Source organism: Pantoea sp. A4, from assembly GCF_000295955.2.
In the GTDB taxonomy this organism is placed as follows: domain Bacteria; phylum Pseudomonadota; class Gammaproteobacteria; order Enterobacterales; family Enterobacteriaceae; genus Pantoea; species Pantoea multigeneris.
Genome location: NZ_ALXE01000027.1, coordinates 42,660 through 65,651 on the forward strand (window position 1 = coordinate 42,660; position 22,992 = coordinate 65,651).

Sequence of the window (22,992 nt, forward strand, 5' to 3'; positions counted from 1 at the left end):
CGCGTTGTTCTCAGTATCAATGCTCAGAGGGTGACGGGCAGTGCCGTCGTATATTTAATTTCTTCCATCGCAAAGCTGGAAGTGACATCTATGAGTCCAGGCACGCTGTTCACCAGACGTTTATAAAACCGGTCATAGCATTTCATATCTGCCACCTGAATGCGGAGCAGGTAGTCGTATTCACCCGCCATACGATAGAAAGCCATGACCTCTGGAAGCGTCTGAACGGCTTCGACAAAGGCCTGATACCACTCGCTGCTGTGCTGATGCGTTTTGACAAACATAAACGCCGTCAGACCGAGTCCCAGCTTTTCACCGTCCAACAGCGCTACGCGCCCGCGAATGATGCCATCATCTTCAAGTTTTTTCAGGCGTTTCCAGCAAGGTGTGGTGGTGAGATTGACCGCATCTGCCAGCGACTGGAGCGAAAGCGTACAATCTTGCTGCAACAGTGCCAGCAATGCACGGTCTGTTTTATCTAGCATGTGGGACTCCGGGAGAAAATTTTTCTCTTGATAGCCGATTTTAATGGAAATTTAGCAAACCCGTTTTCCGTCGCGTGCTTTACACTATGCGTTCTGTCACTTTGAGCAACGTCCGTCATGAATACCTCCTGGGTCCGCCACGCCATTAATGAAATTAACGCCGATTTTCAACGTTCGGCGGACACACACCTGATTCGCTTTCGTCTGGCGGATTATGCGGGTATCGATTTTTACCTCAAGGATGAAAGCACGCATCCCAGTGGCAGCCTGAAACACCGCCTGGCGCGTTCGCTGTTTCTGCATGGGTTAGTCAACGGGTGGATCAAGCAAGATACCCCGATCATCGAAGCGTCATCTGGCAGCACGGCCGTGTCCGAAGCCTATTTCGCCCGCTTGCTGAATCTGCCCTTTATTGCCGTCATGCCCGAAACCACCGCAAAACGGAAAATTGAACAGATCCGGTTTTACGGCGGTGAGTGCCATTTTGTCAGCGATCCGGCACAGATCTACAGCGAGTCACTTCGCCTTGCCAACCAGTTAAATGGTCATTTTATGGATCAGTTCACCTTTGCTGAGCGGGCAACGGACTGGCGGGGCAATAACAACATCGCAGAGAGTATTTTCCGCCAGATGGCCCATGAGCCTCATCCTGTGCCCCACTCGCTGATTATGGGCGCGGGCACTGGAGGCACCTCCGCAACGCTGGGGCGCTACATTCGCTATCAGGGATATAACACCCGCCTGATGGTCGTGGACCCTGAGTTTTCGGTGTTTCATGATTTCTGGCACCAGCGCAATCCGGCACTGTGTGCCGAGCGTGGCAGTCGTATTGAAGGCATTGGCCGCCCGCGCGTCGAGGCCTCGTTTATGCCGGATGTGATCGACGAAGTGATGAAGGTCCCGGATGCAGCCAGCATTGCCGCCATGTTGCATCTGGAGAACATCCTTGGCCGTCGTCCTGGTGCTTCAACCGGCACCAATTTCTGGGGCATGATGCAGGTAGCACAGCGCATGCGTGAACAGCGTGAGCAAGGCTCCCTGGTCACCCTGCTGTGTGACAGCGGCGAACGCTACCCCGATACTTACTACGATCCGGTCTGGGTCGCGCAACATATTGGTGATATCAGCCACTGGCAGCAGCAGCTGATGTAACCCTGAGCCTTGACCTGCGCCCCCTTTCCTTCCCGTAAGCGGGGGTGTTCATCCCGGTTCACAGGCAGTACCATAGGCGAAAATTTTTTCTGGAGTATGCAGCAATGCAACGAGCCGTTGTGGTGTTTAGCGGTGGTCAGGATTCCACCACCTGCCTGGTACAGGCGTTACAGCAGTATGATGAAGTCCACTGCGTTACCTTCGATTACGGTCAGCGCCATCGCGAAGAGATCGACGTGGCCCGCGAGCTGTCACTCAAACTAGGCGCACGCGCGCACAAAGTTCTGGATGTTACTCTGCTCAACGAACTGGCGGTCAGTAGCCTGACGCGTGATAACATCCCCGTGCCTAATTACGATCCTGACGCCAGCGGTTTGCCGAGTACTTTTGTGCCGGGACGTAACATTCTGTTCCTGACACTCGCTGCGGTTTACGCCTATCAGGTTGAAGCTGAAGCAGTGATCACTGGCGTATGTGAAACCGACTTTTCAGGCTATCCGGATTGCCGGGACGAGTTTGTTAAAGCGCTCAATCATGCCGTTTCCTTAGGGATGGCGCGTGATGTTCGCTTTGAAACTCCGCTGATGTGGTTAGACAAAGCAGAAACCTGGGCGCTGGCTGACTACTGGCAACAGCTGCCGCTGATTCGCAGTGAAACACTGACCTGTTATAACGGTATCAAAGGTGATGGTTGTGGCGAATGTGCCGCCTGCCACCTGCGTGCTCGCGGTCTGGAAAACTATTTCGCCGATCAACCGGCCGTGATGGCGAGCATGAAACGTAAGAGCGGATTGCAGTAATGGCACCCACCTGTGGGTTAAATGCTCTTCATCGCCCTATGCCATGAGCTGCTCTAGCCGTTGACGCAGTTCGCCTTCGAGTGCTACCGCTTTTTGCGTGCGCAGATCAATACAGACAAACGTGATCGCCGCATCAGCCACCTCGACATCACTCTCTGCCAGCGTCACACGCTGGTGGAGAACGCCACTCTTACCGTTGAGCTGCGCCACTGCACTATGAATCTGTAATATATCCCCCATGACCGCAGGCCGACGGTAGTTAATGTTGATGTTTACCACGATAAACGCCAACTTCGCTGATTGTAGCCAGTCAAATGCATTAACGTTTTCCAGCCACTGCCAACGCGCTTCTTCGAGAAACTCCAGATAACGAGCGTTATTCACATGCTGGTAAACATCAAGATGATAGCCGCGTACTTTAATGGTGGTTTGCATCACAGGCTCCGAATTAGTCAACTGGTTGGACCTCTACAGCGTAGCAGAGGTCCGTCCAGTTAAGGGCTTATTGCTGATGCTCTGCCAACGGGATCACAGTTTCAGCCGATCCGCATTGCGTTCTACCAGCGCAATACCGATACCCGGCACCTCTTTCAACTGCTCAAGATGGCTAAACAGACCATATTGTTCACGGTAGCTAACAATCGCCTGGGCTTTCTTTAACCCAATACCGCGCATCGCCTGCGCCAGCTGTTCTGCCGTTGCCGTATTGATGCTCACCACCGTAGAGGCATCCGCCGGTTGTGGCTGAGTGACTGCCGGTGCTGCGGGCTTTTCTACTGCCAGCGCTGCCTGATGCCAGCCTGCGCCGCTGAGTACCAGAGAGAGGTAAAATGCGAACGTGGTACGTTTAATCATGCTGTGTTTCTCCTTGTGTTAAACAGCACAGGGAGAGTGACATAGCAAAAATCAGGCAGCAAAAGCCTTTGATTAAGAATGGAAAAGGCCGCATAAGCGGCCTTTGGTTGTTGCAGTGTATTGCAGGATTTCTGCGAGCCTTACTGGGCCTCCGCAGCATCGCCATATTTGATTTTGGCTTCCTTGCGCAGATTTTGCAGCAGGGCTTCAAAGGCTAACTGGGCATTGTTGTCCGTTACACCTTTTACCATTGCATCAATCTGTGCCTGCGGCATGGTGCCCGCACTGACTTTATCCAGCGCAATCAATACCACGTTGCCCTGCATATCCTCGCTGACACCCCATGAAGGCTTACCAGCAGCAGGTTGAGGCAGGTCAAATACGGTTTGCACAATGCTGTCTTGCGTATTGCGATCCACGGTTTTCGTCGCGCTGAGGGTTAAACCAGCCGCGCCCAGTGCATCCTGTTTACCGGCTTTCAGATCGGCCAGCAGCTTGTCTGCCTGGGTCTTCGCCTGCTGCACGGCTTTATCGTGCTTCAGCGTATCGGTGATCTGGGCTTTAACCTCATCCAGCGGTTTTACCGCTTCCGGTTTGTGCTCACTGATCCGAACCACAAACGCACGGTCACCATCAACGGTAATGATGTCTGAGTTATTACCGGCACCGCCATTTTGACCCAGCAGTGAACCGTCAAACAGCACTTTCTTCACCTGATCAAAGTTGAGATCCTGTGGCACGTTATCACGACCGAACCAGTTGGTTTCAACGGCTTTAACACCAGAAACCTGCTCTGCACTGCTCAGGGAAGCGTTGTTGTTATTCGCTGCATCGCTGACTTTCTGCTGCAGTTTGTAGAACGCATCAATCGCTTTTTCCTCTTTCACTTTCGTGGCCAGTGCGTCTTGCACTTCACTCAGCGGTTTCACCTGTTCTGGTTGCACATCATCAAGACGCACGATCAGGAAGCCTACAGAAGATTTGATCACGCCTGAAAGCTGCCCTTTCTGCGTTAAACCGGCATTTTTCAGCTCGTCTGGTGTGGTTGTTGGTTCCAGCCAACCCATGTCTCCGCCTTTAGCCGACGAGATTGGGTCAATGGATTTTGCTTTCGCCAACGCGGCAAAATCACCACCGCTCTTCAGCTGCGCCAGCAGTGCATCTGCATCGGCTTGCGTTTTGGTCTGGATGACGCTGTAGCGGTTACGCTGCGGTTGGGTGTAATCCGCTTTGTGGCTGTCATACCAGTTCTGAATATCAGCTTGAGTTGGCGTTGTTTGCAGTGCAGCAGCATCGAGTTTGATGTAGCTCACACGGAACTGCTCAGCCGCCATGAAACTGCTCTGATGCTGTTTGTAATACTGGGCAATTTCATCATCAGTGACGGTCTGCTTCGCAGCCAGCGCGTTGACGTCAATTGTCGCTTCGCGGATGTCACGTTTCTGCGCCACCAGGTCCACCAGCTTGCTGGTTTCGCCTTTCAGCATGAAATCGGTATTGGCAATAGCGTTAACCAACTGCTGGTTAGATAACTGCTTACGCAGCGCTTCAGCGTATTGATCGGCGGTGAAGCCCATATTGCCAATCAGGCTGTTATATTTCGCGTTGTCGAATTTGCCATTGGTCTGGAAAGCCGCCTGATTAAAGATGGCCTGTTTGACCTGGTCATCTGTGATCGAGATGTGCAAATCTTTCTGATACTGAGCCAGCAGTGCCTGATCGATCAGCTGGGACAGTGCCTGCTGGCGAACCTGCTGCATGTAACCTTCATTGGCGGCCAACTGTGAGAACTGGTCACCCAACTGCTGCTGCTGACGCGCACGTTCATTACTGAACGCCTGCTCCAGCTCAGCACGGCTAATTTCATGGCCGTTAACTTTTGCTGCGTAGTCGCTGGTTCCGCCAATCAGATAGTTACCCACGCTGGTCAGCACGAAGGAGAGAATAATCACTCCCAAAATAATCTTGAGCACGACGTGACTTGATGCCGCGCGTAAATTGTCCATCATGGTATGACAACACTCCGCTGTAGTGTGAATTTAACGCTCAGTAACCCGCCTCAGTCCAAAAAAGAGGCGACGCAGTTGTAGAATCCACAACTGCCCCAGGTGAGACAAATACTTTCGTCATTTGTCACGCCACAGGATAAAAAAAGGCACATCCGCAAGGATGTGCCCGTATGTTACATGAGAACGCACTAATCGTCCTCAATCCACTAAAGAAAAGCTCTAATGGATGTGTCTGTCATTACGCGTTGACGGCGTCTTTCAGGGCTTTGCCCGCAGTGAAACCAGGCACTTTTGCCGCAGCGATGGTGATCTCTTGACCAGTCTGTGGATTACGGCCAGTACGAGCTGCACGATCCTTGACTTTGAAAGTACCAAAACCAACCAGGGCTACATCTTCGCCTGACTTCAGTGAGTCAGTAACACCGGCAATGATGGCATCCAGTGCACGGCCAGCGGCTGCTTTAGAGATATCTGCATCTGCAGCAATTTTGTCGATCAACTGTGACTTATTCACTCTCTTCATCCCCTCGTTATTATTCCACTCGCCCCGAACATCCAGCCGGTAACGAACGCGCAGCATTTATATCAAGCCTGTGAGGCTGAAACAACGGTAATCATCTTAAACGTTGTTCCAGCAGCTCTTAAAGGTAGCGACACAAAAAAAGACTGGCAAGCGCCAATGTGCCTGCCAGCCTCGCTTTTTTTAACGGACTTTGCCGTTAATCACTATTTAGCGGTAACAACCTGCATACCGTACGGCGAATTTTCCAGCGCAAAGGTCAAAACATCTTCAATGCGTTTCACCGGATGAATGGTCAAACTATCAATGACATTTTGTGGAATTTCTTCCAGATCGCGGGTGTTTTCGTCCGGGATCAGCACAGTTTTAATGCCGCCACGCAGTGCCGCCAGTAACTTCTCTTTCAAGCCGCCGATAGGCAGAACCTGGCCACGCAGGGTGATTTCACCCGTCATTGCCACATCCGAACGAACCGGATTGCCCGTAAGGCAAGAAACCAGTGCAGTACACATCGCGATACCAGCACTTGGGCCATCTTTCGGTGTTGCACCTTCTGGCACGTGCACGTGAATATCACGTTTTTCATGGAAATCAGCGTTGATTCCCAGCTTATCTGCACGAGAACGCACCACGGTCAGCGCTGCCTGAATCGATTCCTGCATCACTTCACCGAGTGAACCGGTATAAGTCAGCTTACCTTTACCCGGTACGCTCGCCGTTTCAATCGTCAGCAGTTCACCACCCACTTCAGTCCACGCCAGGCCAGTAACCTGACCAACACGGTTTTCCGTGTCCGCGCGACCATAGTCAAAGCGCTGAATACCGAGGTAGTCTTTCAGGTTCTCACCATTAATGGTGATGTGCTTCAGGTTTTTGTCCATCAGCAGCGCTTTCACCGCTTTACGGCACAGCTTAGAGAGCTCACGTTCCAGGCTACGTACACCCGCTTCACGCGTATAGAAACGAATGATGCCAAGGATAGCGCTGTCCTCTACGGTCAGCTCTTTCTCTTTCAGAGCATTACGTTCAATCTGCTTCGGCAGCAAGTGCTGGCGTGCAATATTGAGTTTCTCATCTTCGGTGTAGCCTGAGAGACGAATGACTTCCATACGATCCAGCAGAGGTGCCGGAATGTTCATGGAGTTAGACGTCGCAACGAACATCACGTCCGAGAGATCGTAATCAACTTCAAGATAGTGATCGTTAAAAGCAATGTTCTGTTCTGGATCAAGCACTTCTAACAGTGCCGACGCCGGATCGCCGCGCATGTCCGAAGACATTTTGTCGATCTCATCCAGCAAGAACAGTGGGTTTTTCACCCCGACTTTTGCCATTTTCTGAATCAGTTTGCCTGGCATAGAGCCAATATAGGTACGACGGTGTCCACGGATTTCCGCTTCATCACGTACGCCACCCAGCGCCATACGCACGTATTTACGTCCTGTCGCTTTTGCAATTGACTGACCCAAAGAGGTCTTACCCACACCCGGTGGTCCCACCAGGCACAAGATTGGCCCTTTGATCTTGCTGACACGACTCTGCACCGCAAGATACTCAAGGATGCGATCTTTCACGCGCTCAAGGCCGTGGTGATCGGTATCCAGCGTTTCCTGTGCTTTACGCAGGTCTTTCTTCACCTTGCTGCGTGCATTCCACGGAACCTGAACCATCCAGTCAATGTAGCCACGTACTACGGTCGCTTCTGCGGACATAGGTGACATCATTTTCAGTTTTTGCAGTTCAGCTTCAGCTTTTTCACGCGCTTCGGTTGGCATTTTTGCCAGCTCGATTTTACGCTTCAGCGCTTCAAATTCGTCAGGCGCATCATCCATCTCGCCCAACTCTTTCTGAATGGCTTTCATTTGCTCATTCAGATAGTACTCGCGCTGGCTCTTCTCCATCTGCTTTTTCACCCGGTTACGGATGCGTTTTTCAACTTGCAGCAGATCGATTTCAGATTCCATCATCGCCATCAGATACTCAAGACGTTCGTTGACGTCTGACATCTCCAGCACTGACTGTTTATCGGCCAGTTTCAACGGCATATGCGCTGCAACGGTGTCTGCCAGGCGGGCAGCATCGTCGATATTGCTCAGGGAAGTGAGCACTTCTGGCGGAATTTTTTTATTAAGTTTGATGTAGCCTTCGAACTGATTGATTGCAGTTCGCACCAATACTTCCTGCTCACGTTCTTCAATTTCTGGTGAGTCAAGGTATTCGGCTTGGGCAACAAAATGGTCACCGTTATCTGCCAGTGTAGTGATACGGGCACGCTGAAGCCCCTCCACCAACACTTTGACCGTGCCGTCAGGCAGTTTCAGCATCTGCAATACAGAAGCAACAGTACCTACTGCGAAAAGATCATTAATGCCAGGTTCATCCGTTGAAGCCTCTTTCTGTGCTACCAGCATGATCTTTTTATCATGATCCATTGCGGCTTCGAGGCACCGAATTGATTTTTCCCGACCAACAAACAACGGAATTACCATGTGCGGATAAACCACCACGTCGCGCAGAGGCAACACGGGGATTTCAATGCGTTCAGAACGCTCAGGATTCATAGAGCTCTCTCTTAGTTTAGTGTCCGCCAGGTGGTGGGTAACGCAGAGTGCGGAAATGCGCAGTTAAACCCACAGGTATCTGAGTATATGGGGATGCTTAGCCGACATTCAATGTTGGAAGGGCGAGAAAAGTAAAAGGGGAAAGAATTTTCCCCTTTATTGTTTAAGTGTGTGGATTTATTGGTTAATTATTCACCAGAAGCCTGAGCTTCGTGCTTACCATAAATCAACAGCGGTTCAGATTCACCGCCAATCACTGAGTCATCAATGACCACTTTTTCCACGCCGTCCATAGAAGGCAGGTCATACATGGTTTCCAGCAGTGCAGCTTCAACGATGGAGCGCAGACCACGAGCACCGGTTTTACGTGACATCGCTTTCTTCGCGATCGCCGTTAAGGCTTCTTCACGGAACTCCAACTCTACGCCTTCCAGGTTGAACAGCGCCTGATACTGCTTCGTCAGCGCATTTTTTGGCTCACGCAGGATCTGGATCAGGGCTTCTTCACTCAGTTCATTCAGCGTTGCAACCACTGGCAGACGACCGATGAATTCAGGGATCAGACCAAATTTGATCAGATCTTCTGGCTCAACCTGCGCCAGCAGCTCACCTTCACCGGCTTTCTCTGATTTGCCTTTCACCACCGCGCCAAAACCAATGCCTGAGCCGGTTTCAACACGCTGCGCGATGACTTTATCCAGACCGGCGAATGCGCCACCACAGATAAACAGAATTTTTGAGGTATCAACCTGCAAGAACTCCTGCTGTGGGTGCTTACGTCCACCCTGCGGCGGAACGGCAGCCACTGTACCTTCAATCAGTTTCAGCAACGCCTGCTGTACACCTTCACCGGAGACGTCACGGGTGATCGATGGGTTGTCAGACTTACGTGAAATCTTGTCGATTTCATCGATGTAGACAATACCACGCTGCGCTTTCTGTACATCGTAGTCGCACTTCTGCAGCAGTTTCTGGATGATATTCTCTACGTCTTCACCCACATAACCCGCTTCGGTCAGGGTGGTAGCATCGGCCATGGTAAATGGCACATCTAACAGCCGCGCCAGCGTCTCAGCCAGTAAGGTTTTACCGCTACCGGTTGGGCCAATCAGCAAAATGTTACTTTTGCCCAGCTCAATGCCGTTACTGGTGTCGCCATTACGCAGACGTTTGTAGTGGTTGTACACCGCTACGGCCAGCACCTTTTTCGCTCTCTCCTGCCCGATTACGTAATCATCGAGGTGATGGCGGATTTCGTGTGGCGTCGGCAGCGCACTGCGCTCGCGATGCGGTGCGACTTCTTTAATCTCTTCGCGGATGATGTCATTGCATAAATCAACACATTCATCGCAGATATACACTGACGGCCCGGCAATCAGCTTACGCACTTCATGCTGGCTTTTGCCGCAAAAAGAGCAGTACAGCAGCTTACCTGAACCGTCTTTGCGCTTATCTGTCATCAGTTAACCTCTTCTTGTTCTCAGGCCATACAGAGGTACGGCGATGGCCGCGTAAGCGCGACCACTAATCATTCAACACAACTGCCCGCTCCTCGCTAACTATAGTTCAGAGTGCAGCGACACAGGCAGAGGGTCTTATTTACGATGCGTTAAAATAGAGTCTACCAGGCCATACTCTACAGCTTCACTCGCAGAGAGGAAACGGTCGCGCTCGGTATCACGCTCAATTTCTTCCAGCGTTTTGCCCGTATGTTCAGCCATCAACTCATTCATACGCTGTTTCACTTTCAGGATTTCACGCGCATGGATTTCGATATCCGTTGCCTGGCCCTGGTAGCCGCCCAGCGGTTGGTGAATCATGACACGCGAGTTTGGCAGGCAGAAACGCTTACCCTTAGTCCCTGCGGTCAGCAGGAATGCGCCCATTGAGCACGCCTGGCCCATACAGATGGTGCTGACATCAGGTTTGATGAACTTCATGGTGTCGTAGATCGACATCCCGGCAGTAATCACACCACCTGGGGAGTTGATGTACAGATAGATATCTTTTTCCGGGTTTTCTGCTTCCAGAAACAGCATCTGCGCAACAATCAGGTTGGCCATATGATCTTCAACCTGTCCGGTCAGGAAGATCACACGCTCTTTGAGCAGGCGGGAGTAAATGTCGTAAGAACGCTCACCCCGTGAGGTTTGTTCAACCACCATTGGCACCAGCGCCATGTGCGGTGCAGTAAATTCGCGATCGCCACTGTATGACATTACCGTCTCCTGGAAAAAATTCATTGGCAACATGCTGTACCGATGTTGCCTGAGCCGAAAAGCATTTTGCCCTTCTACATCAGCCATTCCATCCTCTGGATGGGTCATCAGTCAGTTTCTGTTTCAGGCATTCCTTGTATCTGGGGATGCGACCCAGTTATTTCAAGCATAACAACCTTTTTCTCAATCGCTAACCCTGAAAAAGCGCATCAGGGTGAATTTGCTGCTTAATTGAGCAAAAACAAGGGTTATACCGGTAAAAAACAAAAAAAAGCCCGCAACTGCAGCAGTCGCGGGCCGGGTACTTTCAGAACGGAAGATTAGACGTTAGCGGTCTGATTCATCAGTTCCTGGAAGTTAGTGGCTTTCTCAGTCACTTTCGCTTTTTCCAGCACCGCTTCAACAGCCTGCTCTTCCAGAGCCACGTTACGCATGTTGTTCATCAGCTCGTTGTTTTTGCTGTAGAACTCGATAACTTCCTGTGGATCTTCGTAGGCAGAAGCCATTTCTTCGATCAGGGCAGCAACGCGTGCTTCGTCAGCTTTCAGCTCGTGGGTACGGATAACTTCACCCAGCAGCAGGCCAACAACAACGCGACGTTTAGCCTGCTCTTCGAACAGTTCACGTGGCAGTTCCAGCGCTTGCTTCTCGTTACCACCGAAACGCTGTGCAGCCTGACGACGCAGAACGTCGATTTCGCTGTCGATCAGCGCAGCTGGCACGTCGATTTCGTTAGCAGCAACCAGACCATCAATTGCCTGGCTCTTCACGCGGTTGCGGATTGCGCCTTTCAGCTCACGCTGCATGTTTTTACGTACTTCAGCACGCAGACCAGCAACTGAACCATCTTCAACGCCGAAACGTTTGATGAACTCTTCAGTCAGCTCTGGCAGCTCACGCGTTTCGACTTTCTTCAGGACGATTTCAAACTTCGCATCTTTCCCTTTCAGGTTTTCTGCGTGGTAATCTTCCGGGAATTTAACGTCGATAGTGAAGGTTTCGCCCGCTTTGTGGCCAACAACACCTTCTTCGAAGCCTGGAATCATACGACCCTGGCCCATCGCCAGTACGAAGTCAGACGCTTTGCCGCCTTCGAACTCTTCACCGTCTACAGAACCGGTGAAATCGATGGTAGCGCGATCTTCAGCAGTCGCTGCTGCTTCGCTCTCAGTCCAGGTCGCCTGCTGCTTACGCAGAGTTTCCAGCATGGTGTCAACGTCTTCGTCGTTAACTTCCACAACTGGTTTCTCAACTTCGATAGACTCCAGACCCTGCAGTTCAACTTCCGGGTAAACTTCAAACTCTACCGCGTAGGTGAAGTCCTGGCCTTCGGTGTACTCGCCTGGCACGTAGTTAGGTGCGCCAGCCGGGTTGATTTTCTCTTTGATGATTGCATCAACGAAGTTGCGGGTCATCAGTTCGCCCAGCACATCCTGACGAACAGAAGCGCCATAGCGCTGCTCGATGATTTTGCTCGGCACTTTACCTTTACGGAAACCGTCGATACGGACTTTCTTAGCCACTTCCACCAGTTCTTTCTTAACGGCGCTATCGATGCTGTCAGCTGCAACAGTAATCGTAATGCGACGGCCCAGACCCTGAGTGGTTTCTACTGAAACTGTCATCTTGATACCTCAAAAAATCACGTGCTCGGTCAACTTCAGACACCACACATTGTGTAATGCGCGTATCCAACAACCGGGACAGCTTCTGCGAAGAGACCGTTCCCTGTTACCAGAAGCGTCCCGAAGACATTCCGGAAAAATAGACGCCGCATTATAGCGGCATCACTGGAATGAGTCGAGGACGCAAACTCACCACTTTTTAACGACTTCGCCGCTTTTTTGCGCTATGGATCGCGTTTATTAATCAAATGGCAATAAAAAACGGCCCGGAGGCCGTCTGTTAAACTGTTCACTGACATTATGCCAGCGTACCTGCTCCCCGACAGTTGGGGGAAGCCAGCACCGTGTCTTGTAGTCCTGCCCACTCTTTTTCTGTGTAGGTGTGGAGCGCCAATGCATGGACACTGCCTGACAACTCGGTCGTCAGCTCGCTATAAATAGCACGATGACGAGCAAGGAAACGCTGTCCGGTAAAACGCTCACTGACAATCACCACTTTAAAATGGCTCTCTGATCCTGCCGGCACGTTGTGTCGGTAACTTTCGTCGACCACTTCCAGATGTGCCGGTTGGAACGCGTTACGCAATTTTTCTTCTATGTCTTCGCGAATCATGTTTACACTCCTTGACGGCGAGAGGGGTGCCTCATCTGTTTAAATATTAGTAGGTTTTGGCGTCACCGCTCCGGCGCATGATAAAAATCCTGACCTGCATCGCATGATATAGAGGAAAATGGCGAGATCAATCCAGCGTCGCCTTCCTCATGTAAAAAACTCCTTTACAATCAATTTCCGGCAAGTCGGGGCTTTTTTCACCGCAACGCTTTGTTATGATGGCCACAGTTTTGCAAGTCAACCTCAATGCTAACGAGAAAGAGTATGTTAAAGAAACTGTTCTTCCCCCTGCTGGCCGCTTTTATTCTGGCCGGTTGTGCAGCCAGCACCAACACCTTAGATGTTCAACCACGTATTCAACTGCCTTCGCAGGACCCAAGCCTGATGGGGATCACCGTCAGCATCAATGGTGCCGATCAGCGTACTGACCAGGCCCTGGCGAAAGTGAACCGTGACGGTCAACTGGTGACCTTAACCCCTTCCCGCGATCTGCGCTTCCTGCTTCAGGAAGTGCTGGAGAAGCAGATGACCGCACGCGGTTATATGGTGGGGCCAAACGGCGCAGTCGATCTGCAAATTGTGGTTAACAACCTGTACGCAGATGTCACTGAAGGCAACGTGCGCTACAGCATTACCACGAAAGCCGATATCTCTATCATCGCGACAGCCCAAAACGGCAACAAGATGGTGAAAAACTACCGTCAGACTTACAGTCAGGAAGGCGCGTTTAGTGCGACCAATGACAAAATCACCAAAGCGGTTAACAGCACGCTGGGTGACGTAATTGCCGATATGGCGCAAGACACCACCATCCATAACTTCATCAAACAAAACGCACATTAATCTGTGCTCTTTGCCCGGCGCTCAGCCGGGCATTGTCTTAAGGTCACTATGAATCACTATCTGCGCATCTTTACGCAACGCAATACCGCCGTGCTGTTACTGTTGGGCTTCGCTTCCGGCTTACCGCTGGCACTCACCGCAGGCACCTTGCAAGCGTGGATGACGGTAGAAAACATTGACCTGAAAACCATCGGCTTCTTCTCTCTGGTCGGCCAGGCTTACGTCTTCAAGTTCCTCTGGTCACCGATGATGGATCGCTATACCCCACCGCTACTGGGGCGCCGCCGTGGCTGGCTGCTACTGACCCAACTTGCACTCATCGCAGGTATCGTGGCGATGGGCTTTATGCAACCCAACCGCGATTTAACCCTGTTAGCCGCACTGGCTGTCGTCGTGGCTTTCTGCTCCGCCTCACAAGATGTGGTGTTTGATGCATGGAAAACCGATGTGTTACCCGCGGAAGAACGCGGAAACGGGGCGGCAATTACCGTACTGGGCTACCGCCTGGCGATGCTGGTGTCGGGCGGCCTTGCATTGTGGCTGGCCGATCGCTTTCTCGGCTGGCAGGCCACTTACTGGCTCATGGCCCTGCTGATGGTGCCTGGGCTTATCGCCACACTATTAGCACGAGAGCCGGAAAACGCCGTCGCGGCACCGCGTTCGCTGAGCCATGCGGTGGTGCTACCTCTCAAAGACTTTTTTGGCCGCAATAACGCCTGGCTACTGCTGACGCTAATCATCCTTTATAAGCTGGGTGATGCATTTGCCGCTTCGCTCACCACAACGTTTCTTATTCGTGGGCTCGGCTTCCCGCCCGGTGATGTAGGGCTGGTGAACAAATCCCTCGGCCTGCTTGCCACCATTATTGGCGCACTCTACGGCGGCGTGCTGATGCAACGCCTTTCCCTGTTCCGCGCCCTGATGCTGTTCGGCATTTTGCAAGGCATCTCTAACTTTGCCTATTGGCTGTTGGCGATTACGCCGCCACATCTGTGGAGCATGGCCAGCGCAGTATTTATTGAGAACTTATGTGGTGGCATGGGCACCGCAGCCTTTGTTGCTTTGTTAATGACCCTGTGTAACAAATCCTTCTCCGCCACGCAGTTTGCCCTGCTCTCCGCCCTTTCAGCCGTGGGTCGCGTTTATGTCGGCCCGGCAGCAGGCTGGCTGGTTGAACTGTGGAACTGGCCAGGTTTTTATGCCTTTAGCGTCATCGCGGCCATTCCTGGTCTACTCTTATTAGCGGCTTGTCGTCCTGCGCTGGAAAGCGTGCAGAAAACCGGTGAGTTTCTGCCACGGACACGCTGGAAAGCGCACTACCGGCTGGTCACCCAGGGCTTTGGCTTTGGCTGTCTGTTGTTAGCCATCTGGTTGTTATCTCTGGCAATGAGTGCCACAACATCTTGGCAACCTCCACATCTGGCGGACTACCTGTTTAGCGCAGGCCTGAGTGTGACGCTGCTAATGGTGGCGGCAGGGGTAATACTGGATATATTTGCCACTCGCCGGGATCGCTGATTTTTTCAACAGAAATTCCAGTAAGTGTTTACTGGCAGGTCGTTAGATAAAAACGGCATAAAATTAATTGTGCAGATTATTTTTATCATCGGGTGTTATTTTTCTTAAATAATTACACAGCGGTTTAACATGCCCCTCTAATTATTTAAAGGCTAATAAGCGACTGGTTGTGTCATTTCATCGCCAAAAATGATACAAAAATGTTAAATAATTGAGCACAATTAGTGAGGTTTATACTTTCCCTGTTTTTTCTGCGGTTACTGCCATCGCTTTTTGTTATAACAACGCCAAATCCTTGTCAGCACTCACAATTTGTCACGTCAGGCAACATCTGTGACACCCTTAGCAAAAGGTGTGAACACGCTGTTGACGCAACCTGAAGCTGGTTTACACTGCTGAAACCTTCCCGTAAAATGCGCGCACACTTAAACGACAATAGAGCCCTATGTCATTGAGGTCGTTAAATGAGACTCAGGAAATACAATAAAAGTTTGGGGATTTTGTCATTAATCGCAGGCGCTGTATTACTCAGTGGCTGTGATAGTGCGTTGTTAAATCCCAAAGGACAGATTGCACTGGAGCAACGTTCGTTGATTCTGACAGCTTTCGGCTTGATGATGATCGTCGTAATCCCGGCAGTCTTTATGGCGGTGTTTTTTGCCTGGAAATATCGGGCATCGAACACTCAAGCGAAGTATAGCCCTAACTGGTCGCACTCCAATAAAGTGGAAGCTGTGGTCTGGACCATCCCGATCCTGATCATCATTTTCCTTGGTGTACTGACCTGGAAATCAACCCACGCACTGGAACCTAGCAAACCGCTAGTCTCGGATGTTAAACCGGTTGAGATCGATGTCGTTGCGCTGGACTGGAAATGGCTGTTTATCTACCCAGAACAGGGTATTGCGACCGTCAATCAGATTGCCTTCCCGGCAAACACCCCAGTGAACTTCAAGATCACCTCGAACACCGTCATGAACTCCTTCTTTATTCCTACGCTCGGCAGCCAGATCTACGCCATGGCCGGTATGCAGACTAAACTGCATCTCATCGCCAATGAGCCAGGAACATTCGATGGTATCTCGGCGAACTTCAGCGGTCGTGGTTTCTCTGGCATGAAGTTCAAAGCCATTGCGACCAAAGATGATGCGGAATTCCAGCAGTGGGTTGCTACCGTTAAAGCGGCACCTAACACGCTGACCACCATGGATGATTTCAAAAAGGTCGCAGCGCCTAGTGAAAACAACCCGGTGGAATATTTCTCCCAAGCTAATCCTGAACTGTTTAAGCAGGTTGTAGACCAGTTCATGAGCGGCCACGAGAAAATGGACATGCCTAAAGGTATGGACATGAGTCACACCGCTTCCGCTGGAGCAGAGGAATAATACGATGCTAGGAAAATTAACACTGGATGCAGTTCCGTACCACGAACCGATTATCATGGTTACGGTGGCAGGAATCATCTTAGGTGGTTTGGCGCTCGTTGCAGCCATCACCTACTTTGGTAAGTGGCAATATCTGTGGTCTGAATGGCTAACCTCCATCGACCATAAAAAACTGGGTATCATGTACTGCATCATGGCTTTCGTCATGCTGCTGCGTGGTTTTGCCGATGCAGTAATGATGCGTACCCAACAGGTTATGGCTTCGGCCGGTGAAGCCGGCATACTCCCGCCGCACCACTACGATCAGATCTTTACCGCCCACGGCGTAATCATGATCTTCTTCGTGGCGATGCCATTCGTCGTAGGCTTAATGAACATCGCTGTGCCGCTGCAAATCGGTGCGCGTGACGTTGCCTTCCCGTTCCTGAACAACCTGAGCTTCTGGTTTACCGCTATCGGTGTGGTACTGGTTAACCTGTCTCTGGGTGTTGGTGAATTCGCACAGACTGGTTGGTTGGCTTACCCGCCGCTATCAGGTGCCGAATATAGCCCGGGGGTCGGGGTCGACTACTGGATATGGAGTCTACAGTTAGCAGGTATCGGGACAACCCTGACCGGTGTGAACTTCTTCGTGACCATTCTGAAGATGCGCGCACCAGGCATGGACCTGTTCAAAATGCCGGTATTCACCTGGGCAGCACTGTGTACTAACGTACTGATCATTGCAGCGTTCCCGGTACTGACCGTAACTCTGGCCCTGCTGACGCTGGACCGTTACCTTGATTTCCACTTCTTTACCTCAGAGCTTGGCGGCAACATGATGATGTACGTCAACCTGATCTGGGTATGGGGTCACCCGGAAGTGTACATCCTGGTTCTGCCAGTATTTGGTGTGTTTGCAGAAGTTACTGCAACCTTCTCCAAAAAGCGTCTGTTCGGTTACACCTCTCTGGTATGGGCAACCATCGCCATTACCGTACTGTCGTTCGTTGTTTGGCTGCACCACTTCTTCACCATGGGTGCAGGCGCTAACGTGAACGCCTTCTTCGGTATCATGACGATGATCATCGCCATTCCTACCGGGGTTAAAATCTTTAACTGGCTGTTCACCATGTACCAGGGTCGCGTTGAAATGCACTCTGCGATGCTGTGGACCGTTGGCTTCCTGGTCACCTTCTCTATCGGTGGTATGACCGGTGTTCTGCTGGCAGTGCCAGGTGCAGACTTCATTCTGCACAACAGTCTGTTCCTGATTGCCCACTTCCATAACGTTATTATCGGTGGTGTGGTGTTCGGTTGTATGGCTGGTGTTACCTACTGGTTCCCGAAAGCATTCGGCTTCAAGCTGAACGAATTCTGGGGTAAAGCAGCATTCTGGTTCTGGCTTATCGGCTTCTTCGTTGCCTTTATGCCGCTGTACGCACTGGGCTTCATGGGTATGACCCGTCGTATTAGCCAGGATATCGATCCTCAGTTCCACCCTCTGCTGGTTGTTGCAGCGTGCGGTGCGGGCCTGGTGGCTTGCGGTATCATCTGTCAGGTTATTCAGTTCTATGTTTCAGTACGCGATCGCGATCAGAACCGTGATGTGACCGGTGACCCATGGGGTGGCCGTACACTGGAGTGGGCAACCTCTTCTCCGCCTCCGTTCTATAACTTCGCTAAGATCCCTCACATCCACGAGCGCGATGCGTTCTGGGAAATGAAGGAAAAAGGCGAAGCGTATAAGCAGCCGGAGCACTACGAAGAGATCCACATGCCGAAAAACAGCGGCGCGGGCATTGTTATTGCTGCATTCGCTACGGTATTCGGTTTCGCGATGATCTGGCATATCTGGTGGATGGCTATCGTCTGCTTCCTGGGCGTGATTGTCAGCTGGGTTGTTAAGAGCTTTGACGAAGACGTGGACTACTACGTACAGGTTAGCGAAGTCGAGAAAATCGAAAACGCGCACTTTGACGAAATCCGCAAAGCAGGTCTGAAATAATGTCGACGCAAACTGTGAATAAACACCACGACGCCCATGCGGAGCATGGGCATCACGATGCAGGAGCCAATAAAGTCTTTGGCTTCTGGATCTACCTGATGAGTGACTGCATTATCTTTGCCACCCTGTTTGCCACCTATGCAGTAATGGTAAACAGCACTGCCGGTGGTCCGGCAGGTAAAGATATCTTCGAACTGCCGTTCGTACTGGGCGAAACAGCACTGCTGTTGTTGAGCTCCATCACCTATGGCTTTGCAGTTATTAACATGAACAAGGAAAACAAAGGCGCCGTTCTCGGCTGGCTGGCGTTGACCTTCCTGTTCGGTCTCGGCTTCATCGGGATGGAAATCTATGAATTCCATCACCTGATTGAAGAAGGCTTTGGCCCGAACCGTAGTGGCTTCCTGTCAGGCTTCTTTACCCTGGTTGGTACGCACGGTGTGCACGTAACTTCTGGTCTGATCTGGATGGCAGTACTGATGTTCCAGGTTGCCAAACGTGGCCTGACCCCGACTAACCGTACCCGTATCATGTGCCTGAGCTTGTTCTGGCACTTCCTGGACGTGGTATGGATTTGCGTATTCACCGTTGTTTATCTGATGGGGACTATGTAATGAGTCATACTGCAAACGAACATGGTGCATCACACGGTAGCGTGAAGTCCTACATGATCGGCTTCATCCTCTCTATCATCCTGACCGGTATTCCGTTCTGGATGGTAATGGATGGCGGCGCATCTCACGGTGCTACCCTGGGCGTAGTTATTGCCTGTGCCATCATTCAGGTCCTGGTTCACCTGGTGTACTTCCTGCATCTGGATAGCAAGTCTGAGGGTGGCTGGAACATGGTCGCCATTGTGTTCTCAGCACTGATCATCCTGATTGTCGTGGTCGGCTCACTGTGGATTATGTGGAACCTGAACTACAACATGATGCCCCACTAAAGAGTCATAAGTGATGATTAAGCAATACCTGCAAGTAACTAAACCAGGAATTATTTTCGGGAATTTAATTTCTGTCATCGGCGGATTTTTGCTGGCCTCCAAAGGCAGCATTAATTACGCCCTGTTTCTCACCGCTTTGGTTGGCGTTTCGCTGGTCGTAGCATCAGGTTGTGTGTTTAACAACGTGATCGACCGTGATATCGACAAGAAAATGGAGAGGACCAGGAATCGAGTGCTGGTTAAAGGACTCATCTCCGCGAAAGTAAGCCTGGCTTATGCCACTGTGTTAGGTATTGCTGGCTTCGCATTGCTGTACGTTGGCGCAAACCCGCTGGCCATGTGGCTAGCGGTGATGGGCTTCGTGGTATACGTTGGTGTTTACAGCCTGTATATGAAGCGTAATTCCGTTTACGGTACGCTGATTGGCAGCCTCTCTGGCGCTGCGCCGCCGGTTATCGGCTACTGTGCTGTCACCAACGAATTTGATGCTGGCGCACTGATTTTGCTGGCGATCTTTAGCCTGTGGCAGATGCCGCACTCCTATGCGATTGCGATCTTCCGCTTTAAAGATTACCAGGCTGCCAACATTCCGGTACTGCCGGTGGTAAAAGGTATCTCGGTCGCGAAAAACCATATTACGCTCTATATTCTGGCGTTTATGATCGCCACCGTCATGCTCTCTCTTGGCGGTTACGCGGGTTACAAATACCTTGCCGTAGCAGCAGCAGTCAGTGTCTGGTGGCTGGGCATGGCACTTTCAGGTTACAAAACCGCAGACGACAAAGTTTGGGCGCGTAAACTGTTTGTGTTCTCCATTGTCGTAGTCACCGCGCTGAGTGTGATGATGTCAGTTGATTTCATGGCACCGGCCTCGAAAGACCTCCTGACCTACGTCTGGTAATACCGCAGCAACATGACTCTGAAGGGCGCTTATAGCGCCCTTTCTTTTTGTTACTACTGCTTAAAAACTAATAATTTACCCGCCCTCCCCCACTGCTTAAAATGGTGGCAGTCGATAATAAGAGGTTGGAATGAACGATAATAAAATGACCCCCACGGAACGTCGTGCGACATGGGGTCTGGGTACGGTTTTTTCCCTGCGTATGCTGGGAATGTTTATGGTGTTACCTGTGCTTACAACCTACGGTATGGCACTCCAGGGCGCAAATGAGACATTAATTGGTCTGGCTATTGGTATCTATGGTCTGGCGCAGGCGGTTTTCCAAATCCCCTTTGGTTTGATCTCTGATCGGGTTGGCCGAAAACCGCTGATCGTTGGCGGGTTATTAATGTTCGTTCTGGGCAGTGTGATTGCCGCCTGCACAGACTCGATCTGGGGCATTATTCTTGGCCGTGCCCTGCAAGGTTCCGGTGCTATTGCAGCCGCGGTGATGGCGCTGCTATCAGACCTGACTCGTGAGCAGAACCGCACCAAAGCCATGGCGTTTATCGGTATCAGTTTTGGTGTCACCTTCGCTATCGCGATGGTTATCGGCCCGATTGTTACCCATGCATTAGGCTTACATGCCCTGTTCTGGATGATTGCGATTCTTGCCACTTTGGGGATTGTCATCACCTTACTGGTGGTGCCGAATGCACCGAATCATGTGTTGAACCGTGAATCCGGCATGGTGAAGGGCAGTATTCGTAAAGTGCTGGCCAATCCTAAACTGCTGAAACTCAACTTCGGTATTTTGTGCCTGCATATTTTATTGATGTCGAGCTTTGTCGCACTGCCGGGTCAGTTTGAAACCGCAGGTTTACCCGCTGCCGAGCACTGGAAAATCTATTTAGCCACCATGCTGATCGCCTTTGTCGCGGTGGTGCCGTTTATAATTTACGCCGAAGCGAAGCGTAAAATGAAGCGCGTGTTTGTTGCCTGTGTGGCTTTAATCCTTCTGGCTGAAGTGATCCTGTGGATGGCGGGCGCTCACTTCTGGACGTTAGTGGTTGGTGTTCAGGTCTTCTTCTTTGCGTTTAACCTGATGGAAGCGATTTTGCCTTCTCTGATCAGCAAAGAGTCCCCTCCGGGCTACAAAGGCACCGCAATGGGCGTCTATTCCACCAGCCAGTTTATTGGCGTGGCGATTGGTGGCAGCCTCGGTGGCTGGTTATTTGGTCACTTTGGTGCACCGGAAGTGTTTTTGGTTGGCGCACTGGTTGCCGCCGTATGGCTGGTGGTCAGTTTCACCATGGCAGAACCGCCCTACGTTAGCAGCTTGCGTATCGTCCTGAGCGATGCCGTGTTGGCCGTACCGAACCTTGAGCAGCGTCTGAAAGCGCAGCCCGGCGTTGCTTCGGTGTTTATCGTGCCGGAAGAGAAAAGCGCCTATATCAAAATCGACAGTAAAGTCACCAACCGTGGCGATCTGGAAGCGATGATTGCAACCTGCTGATGTTCAGGTAAAAGATTGCGCCTCGCTGAGGCGCAATCTGCTGCGATTACAGTGCCATATCCACCACAATTCGCCCTTCAATTTTACCGGCATGCATGCGGGCGAAGATATCGTTGATATTCACCAACGGTTCTACCGCAATATTGGCTTTCACCTTGTGCTGACCGGCAAAATCCAGCGCCTCTTGTAAATCTTTCCGCGTGCCGACAATAGAGCCACGCACCGTGATGCCATCCAGCACCATATTGAAAATCGACAGATCAAACGTGCCTGGCGGCAATCCGTTCAATACCATGGTGCCACCACGGCGCAACGTACCAATCGCCTGCTGGAACGCTTTCGGCGACACCGCCGTTACCAACACACCATGCGCGCCACCAAAGGCTTCCTGGAACACCTTCTCCGGGTCTTCATTTTTAGCATTGACGGTGACGGTAGCACCCAGACGTTTAGCAAAGGCCAGCTTCTCGTCATCAATATCTACCGCAGCTACGTTCAGCCCCATGGCTTTTGCATACTGGACGGCCATGTGTCCCAGGCCACCAATACCCGAAATCACCACCCAGTCACCGGGCTTGGTCTCGGTCATTTTCAGGCCTTTATAGACGGTGACGCCCGCGCAGAGAATCGGAGCAATTTCGTTATAGCTGATGTTATCTGGCAGGATGCCAACATAGTTCGCATCGGCCAGACAGTACTCGGCAAAGCTACCGTTTACCGAATAGCCCGCATTTTGCTGGTCATGGCACAGTGTCTCCCAGCTATCCAGACAGTGTTCACAGTGGCCACAGGCCGAATAGAGCCACGGTACCCCGACGCGATCGCCCACTTTAAGATGTTTAACTCCCTCGCCCACTTTAACAATCTCACCCACCCCTTCATGCCCAGGGATAAACGGTGGCGTGGGTTTCACCGGCCAGTCACCTTCAGCGGCATGTAAATCCGTGTGGCAGATGCCGGTCGCGGCGATTTTGACCAGAATAGTGCCCGGTTTTACTTCCGGTACCGGGACTTGTTCAATCACTAAAGGTTCACCAAATGCTTTAACCACTGCGGCTTTCATCGTTGTCATCTTGTCACC

The 22,992-nt window shown here is 51.4% G+C and carries 21 protein-coding genes; 10 read left to right on the plus strand and 11 right to left on the minus strand.

Going from position 1 to position 22,992, the window contains the following annotated elements; all coding sequences use genetic code 11:
- Window positions 1-23: 23 nt before the first annotated feature.
- Window positions 24-485, minus strand: a complete 462-nt coding sequence (locus B880_RS0113040) for an Lrp/AsnC family transcriptional regulator (RefSeq protein ID WP_017347866.1) — start codon at window positions 483-485, stop codon at window positions 24-26.
- 117 nt (window positions 486-602) lie between these two features.
- Here B880_RS0113040 and B880_RS0113050 point away from each other — a divergent pair, with 117 nt between their 5' ends.
- Together B880_RS0113050 and queC are read left to right on the plus strand one after the other, a co-directional pair.
- On the plus strand, window positions 603-1,637 hold the full coding sequence (locus B880_RS0113050) for a PLP-dependent cysteine synthase family protein (RefSeq protein ID WP_017347868.1): 1,035 nt from the start codon (window positions 603-605) through the stop codon (window positions 1,635-1,637).
- 104 nt (window positions 1,638-1,741) lie between these two features.
- Entirely contained in the window at window positions 1,742-2,437 is a 696-nt protein-coding gene (queC, locus tag B880_RS0113055) for a 7-cyano-7-deazaguanine synthase QueC (RefSeq protein ID WP_017347869.1), read from the plus strand.
- A 36-nt stretch (window positions 2,438-2,473) separates the two neighbouring features.
- Here the strand turns inward: queC and B880_RS0113060 are convergent, their stop codons facing one another.
- The 9 genes from B880_RS0113060 to bolA all read right to left on the minus strand — a co-directional run bounded on the left by B880_RS0113060 (window position 2,474) and on the right by bolA (window position 12,839).
- A complete protein-coding gene (locus B880_RS0113060; RefSeq protein ID WP_017347870.1) occupies window positions 2,474-2,872 on the minus strand; it encodes an acyl-CoA thioesterase in 399 nt (132 codons plus the stop codon).
- 93 nt (window positions 2,873-2,965) lie between these two features.
- Window positions 2,966-3,292, minus strand: coding sequence for a ComEA family DNA-binding protein (locus B880_RS0113065; RefSeq protein ID WP_017347871.1), 327 nt, complete (start codon window positions 3,290-3,292; stop codon window positions 2,966-2,968).
- A gap of 140 nt (window positions 3,293-3,432) precedes the next feature.
- Window positions 3,433-5,301 (minus strand): peptidylprolyl isomerase, encoded by a 1,869-nt coding sequence (ppiD, locus tag B880_RS0113070; RefSeq protein WP_017347872.1) that lies wholly within the window; start codon window positions 5,299-5,301, stop codon window positions 3,433-3,435.
- A gap of 238 nt (window positions 5,302-5,539) precedes the next feature.
- Window positions 5,540-5,815: a nucleoid-associated protein HU-beta gene (gene hupB / locus B880_RS0113075; protein ID WP_026042626.1), complete on the minus strand. Its 276-nt coding sequence runs from the start codon at window positions 5,813-5,815 to the stop codon at window positions 5,540-5,542.
- 212 nt (window positions 5,816-6,027) lie between these two features.
- A complete protein-coding gene (gene lon, locus B880_RS0113080) occupies window positions 6,028-8,382 on the minus strand; it encodes an endopeptidase La (RefSeq protein WP_017347874.1) in 2,355 nt (784 codons plus the stop codon).
- A 188-nt stretch (window positions 8,383-8,570) separates the two neighbouring features.
- The gene (clpX, locus tag B880_RS0113085) at window positions 8,571-9,842 is read right to left on the minus strand and encodes an ATP-dependent protease ATP-binding subunit ClpX (protein ID WP_017347875.1); all 1,272 of its coding nucleotides are present in this window, start codon (window positions 9,840-9,842) and stop codon (window positions 8,571-8,573) included.
- Between the two features lie 135 nt (window positions 9,843-9,977).
- Complete coding sequence (gene clpP / locus B880_RS0113090) at window positions 9,978-10,601, minus strand: ATP-dependent Clp endopeptidase proteolytic subunit ClpP (RefSeq protein ID WP_017347876.1); 624 nt, start codon at window positions 10,599-10,601, stop codon at window positions 9,978-9,980.
- Between the two features lie 320 nt (window positions 10,602-10,921).
- Window positions 10,922-12,226 carry a trigger factor gene (gene tig / locus B880_RS0113095; protein WP_017347877.1) on the minus strand — a complete coding sequence of 435 codons (1,305 nt, stop codon included), beginning with the start codon at window positions 12,224-12,226 and terminating at the stop codon, window positions 10,922-10,924.
- A 298-nt stretch (window positions 12,227-12,524) separates the two neighbouring features.
- Entirely contained in the window at window positions 12,525-12,839 is a 315-nt protein-coding gene (bolA, locus tag B880_RS0113100; RefSeq protein ID WP_017347878.1) for a transcriptional regulator BolA, read from the minus strand.
- A 264-nt stretch (window positions 12,840-13,103) separates the two neighbouring features.
- On the opposite strand from bolA, the gene B880_RS0113105 reads away from it, so the two are divergent.
- The 8 genes from B880_RS0113105 to B880_RS0113140 all read left to right on the plus strand — a co-directional run bounded on the left by B880_RS0113105 (window position 13,104) and on the right by B880_RS0113140 (window position 21,911).
- Window positions 13,104-13,682, plus strand: a complete 579-nt coding sequence (locus B880_RS0113105) for a lipoprotein (protein WP_017347879.1) — start codon at window positions 13,104-13,106, stop codon at window positions 13,680-13,682.
- A 48-nt stretch (window positions 13,683-13,730) separates the two neighbouring features.
- Window positions 13,731-15,200 carry a muropeptide MFS transporter AmpG gene (gene ampG, locus B880_RS0113110; RefSeq protein WP_017347880.1) on the plus strand — a complete coding sequence of 490 codons (1,470 nt, stop codon included), beginning with the start codon at window positions 13,731-13,733 and terminating at the stop codon, window positions 15,198-15,200.
- Between the two features lie 464 nt (window positions 15,201-15,664).
- A complete protein-coding gene (gene cyoA / locus B880_RS0113115; protein ID WP_026042627.1) occupies window positions 15,665-16,585 on the plus strand; it encodes a cytochrome o ubiquinol oxidase subunit II in 921 nt (306 codons plus the stop codon).
- 4 nt (window positions 16,586-16,589) lie between these two features.
- Entirely contained in the window at window positions 16,590-18,572 is a 1,983-nt protein-coding gene (cyoB, locus tag B880_RS0113120) for a cytochrome o ubiquinol oxidase subunit I (RefSeq protein WP_017347882.1), read from the plus strand.
- A complete protein-coding gene (locus B880_RS0113125) occupies window positions 18,572-19,186 on the plus strand; it encodes a cytochrome o ubiquinol oxidase subunit III (RefSeq protein WP_017347883.1) in 615 nt (204 codons plus the stop codon). The genes cyoB and B880_RS0113125 overlap by 1 nt, the downstream gene beginning before the upstream one ends.
- A complete protein-coding gene (locus B880_RS0113130; protein ID WP_017347884.1) occupies window positions 19,186-19,515 on the plus strand; it encodes a cytochrome o ubiquinol oxidase subunit IV in 330 nt (109 codons plus the stop codon). Before B880_RS0113125 ends, B880_RS0113130 begins: the two co-directional genes overlap by 1 nt.
- 13 nt (window positions 19,516-19,528) lie before the next feature.
- Complete coding sequence (cyoE, locus tag B880_RS0113135) at window positions 19,529-20,416, plus strand: heme o synthase (protein ID WP_017347885.1); 888 nt, start codon at window positions 19,529-19,531, stop codon at window positions 20,414-20,416.
- Window positions 20,417-20,546: 130 nt separating this feature from the next.
- Window positions 20,547-21,911 carry an MFS transporter gene (locus B880_RS0113140; protein ID WP_017347886.1) on the plus strand — a complete coding sequence of 455 codons (1,365 nt, stop codon included), beginning with the start codon at window positions 20,547-20,549 and terminating at the stop codon, window positions 21,909-21,911.
- Between the two features lie 46 nt (window positions 21,912-21,957).
- On the opposite strand, the gene adhP is transcribed toward B880_RS0113140, so the two are convergent.
- Window positions 21,958-22,983 (minus strand): alcohol dehydrogenase AdhP, encoded by a 1,026-nt coding sequence (gene adhP, locus B880_RS0113145; protein ID WP_017347887.1) that lies wholly within the window; start codon window positions 22,981-22,983, stop codon window positions 21,958-21,960.
- Window positions 22,984-22,992: the final 9 nt, after the last annotated feature.

Bases quoted from the DNA above. Each gene is read 5' to 3' on its own strand.
- B880_RS0113040 (WP_017347866.1), bottom strand. From the start codon at position 485: ATGCTAGATAAAACAGACCGTGCATTGCTGGCACTGTTGCAGCAAGAT.
- B880_RS0113050 (WP_017347868.1), top strand. From the start codon at position 603: ATGAATACCTCCTGGGTCCGCCACGCCATTAATGAAATTAACGCCGAT.
- queC (WP_017347869.1), top strand. From the start codon at position 1,742: ATGCAACGAGCCGTTGTGGTGTTTAGCGGTGGTCAGGATTCCACCACC.
- B880_RS0113060 (WP_017347870.1), bottom strand. From the start codon at position 2,872: ATGCAAACCACCATTAAAGTACGCGGCTATCATCTTGATGTTTACCAG.
- B880_RS0113065 (WP_017347871.1), bottom strand. From the start codon at position 3,292: ATGATTAAACGTACCACGTTCGCATTTTACCTCTCTCTGGTACTCAGC.
- ppiD (WP_017347872.1), bottom strand. From the start codon at position 5,301: ATGATGGACAATTTACGCGCGGCATCAAGTCACGTCGTGCTCAAGATT.
- lon (WP_017347874.1), bottom strand. From the start codon at position 8,382: ATGAATCCTGAGCGTTCTGAACGCATTGAAATCCCCGTGTTGCCTCTG.
- clpX (WP_017347875.1), bottom strand. From the start codon at position 9,842: ATGACAGATAAGCGCAAAGACGGTTCAGGTAAGCTGCTGTACTGCTCT.
- clpP (WP_017347876.1), bottom strand. From the start codon at position 10,601: ATGTCATACAGTGGCGATCGCGAATTTACTGCACCGCACATGGCGCTG.
- tig (WP_017347877.1), bottom strand. From the start codon at position 12,226: ATGACAGTTTCAGTAGAAACCACTCAGGGTCTGGGCCGTCGCATTACG.
- bolA (WP_017347878.1), bottom strand. From the start codon at position 12,839: ATGATTCGCGAAGACATAGAAGAAAAATTGCGTAACGCGTTCCAACCG.
- B880_RS0113105 (WP_017347879.1), top strand. From the start codon at position 13,104: ATGTTAAAGAAACTGTTCTTCCCCCTGCTGGCCGCTTTTATTCTGGCC.
- ampG (WP_017347880.1), top strand. From the start codon at position 13,731: ATGAATCACTATCTGCGCATCTTTACGCAACGCAATACCGCCGTGCTG.
- cyoA (WP_026042627.1), top strand. From the start codon at position 15,665: ATGAGACTCAGGAAATACAATAAAAGTTTGGGGATTTTGTCATTAATC.
- cyoB (WP_017347882.1), top strand. From the start codon at position 16,590: ATGCTAGGAAAATTAACACTGGATGCAGTTCCGTACCACGAACCGATT.
- B880_RS0113125 (WP_017347883.1), top strand. From the start codon at position 18,572: ATGTCGACGCAAACTGTGAATAAACACCACGACGCCCATGCGGAGCAT.
- B880_RS0113130 (WP_017347884.1), top strand. From the start codon at position 19,186: ATGAGTCATACTGCAAACGAACATGGTGCATCACACGGTAGCGTGAAG.
- cyoE (WP_017347885.1), top strand. From the start codon at position 19,529: ATGATTAAGCAATACCTGCAAGTAACTAAACCAGGAATTATTTTCGGG.
- B880_RS0113140 (WP_017347886.1), top strand. From the start codon at position 20,547: ATGAACGATAATAAAATGACCCCCACGGAACGTCGTGCGACATGGGGT.
- adhP (WP_017347887.1), bottom strand. From the start codon at position 22,983: ATGACAACGATGAAAGCCGCAGTGGTTAAAGCATTTGGTGAACCTTTA.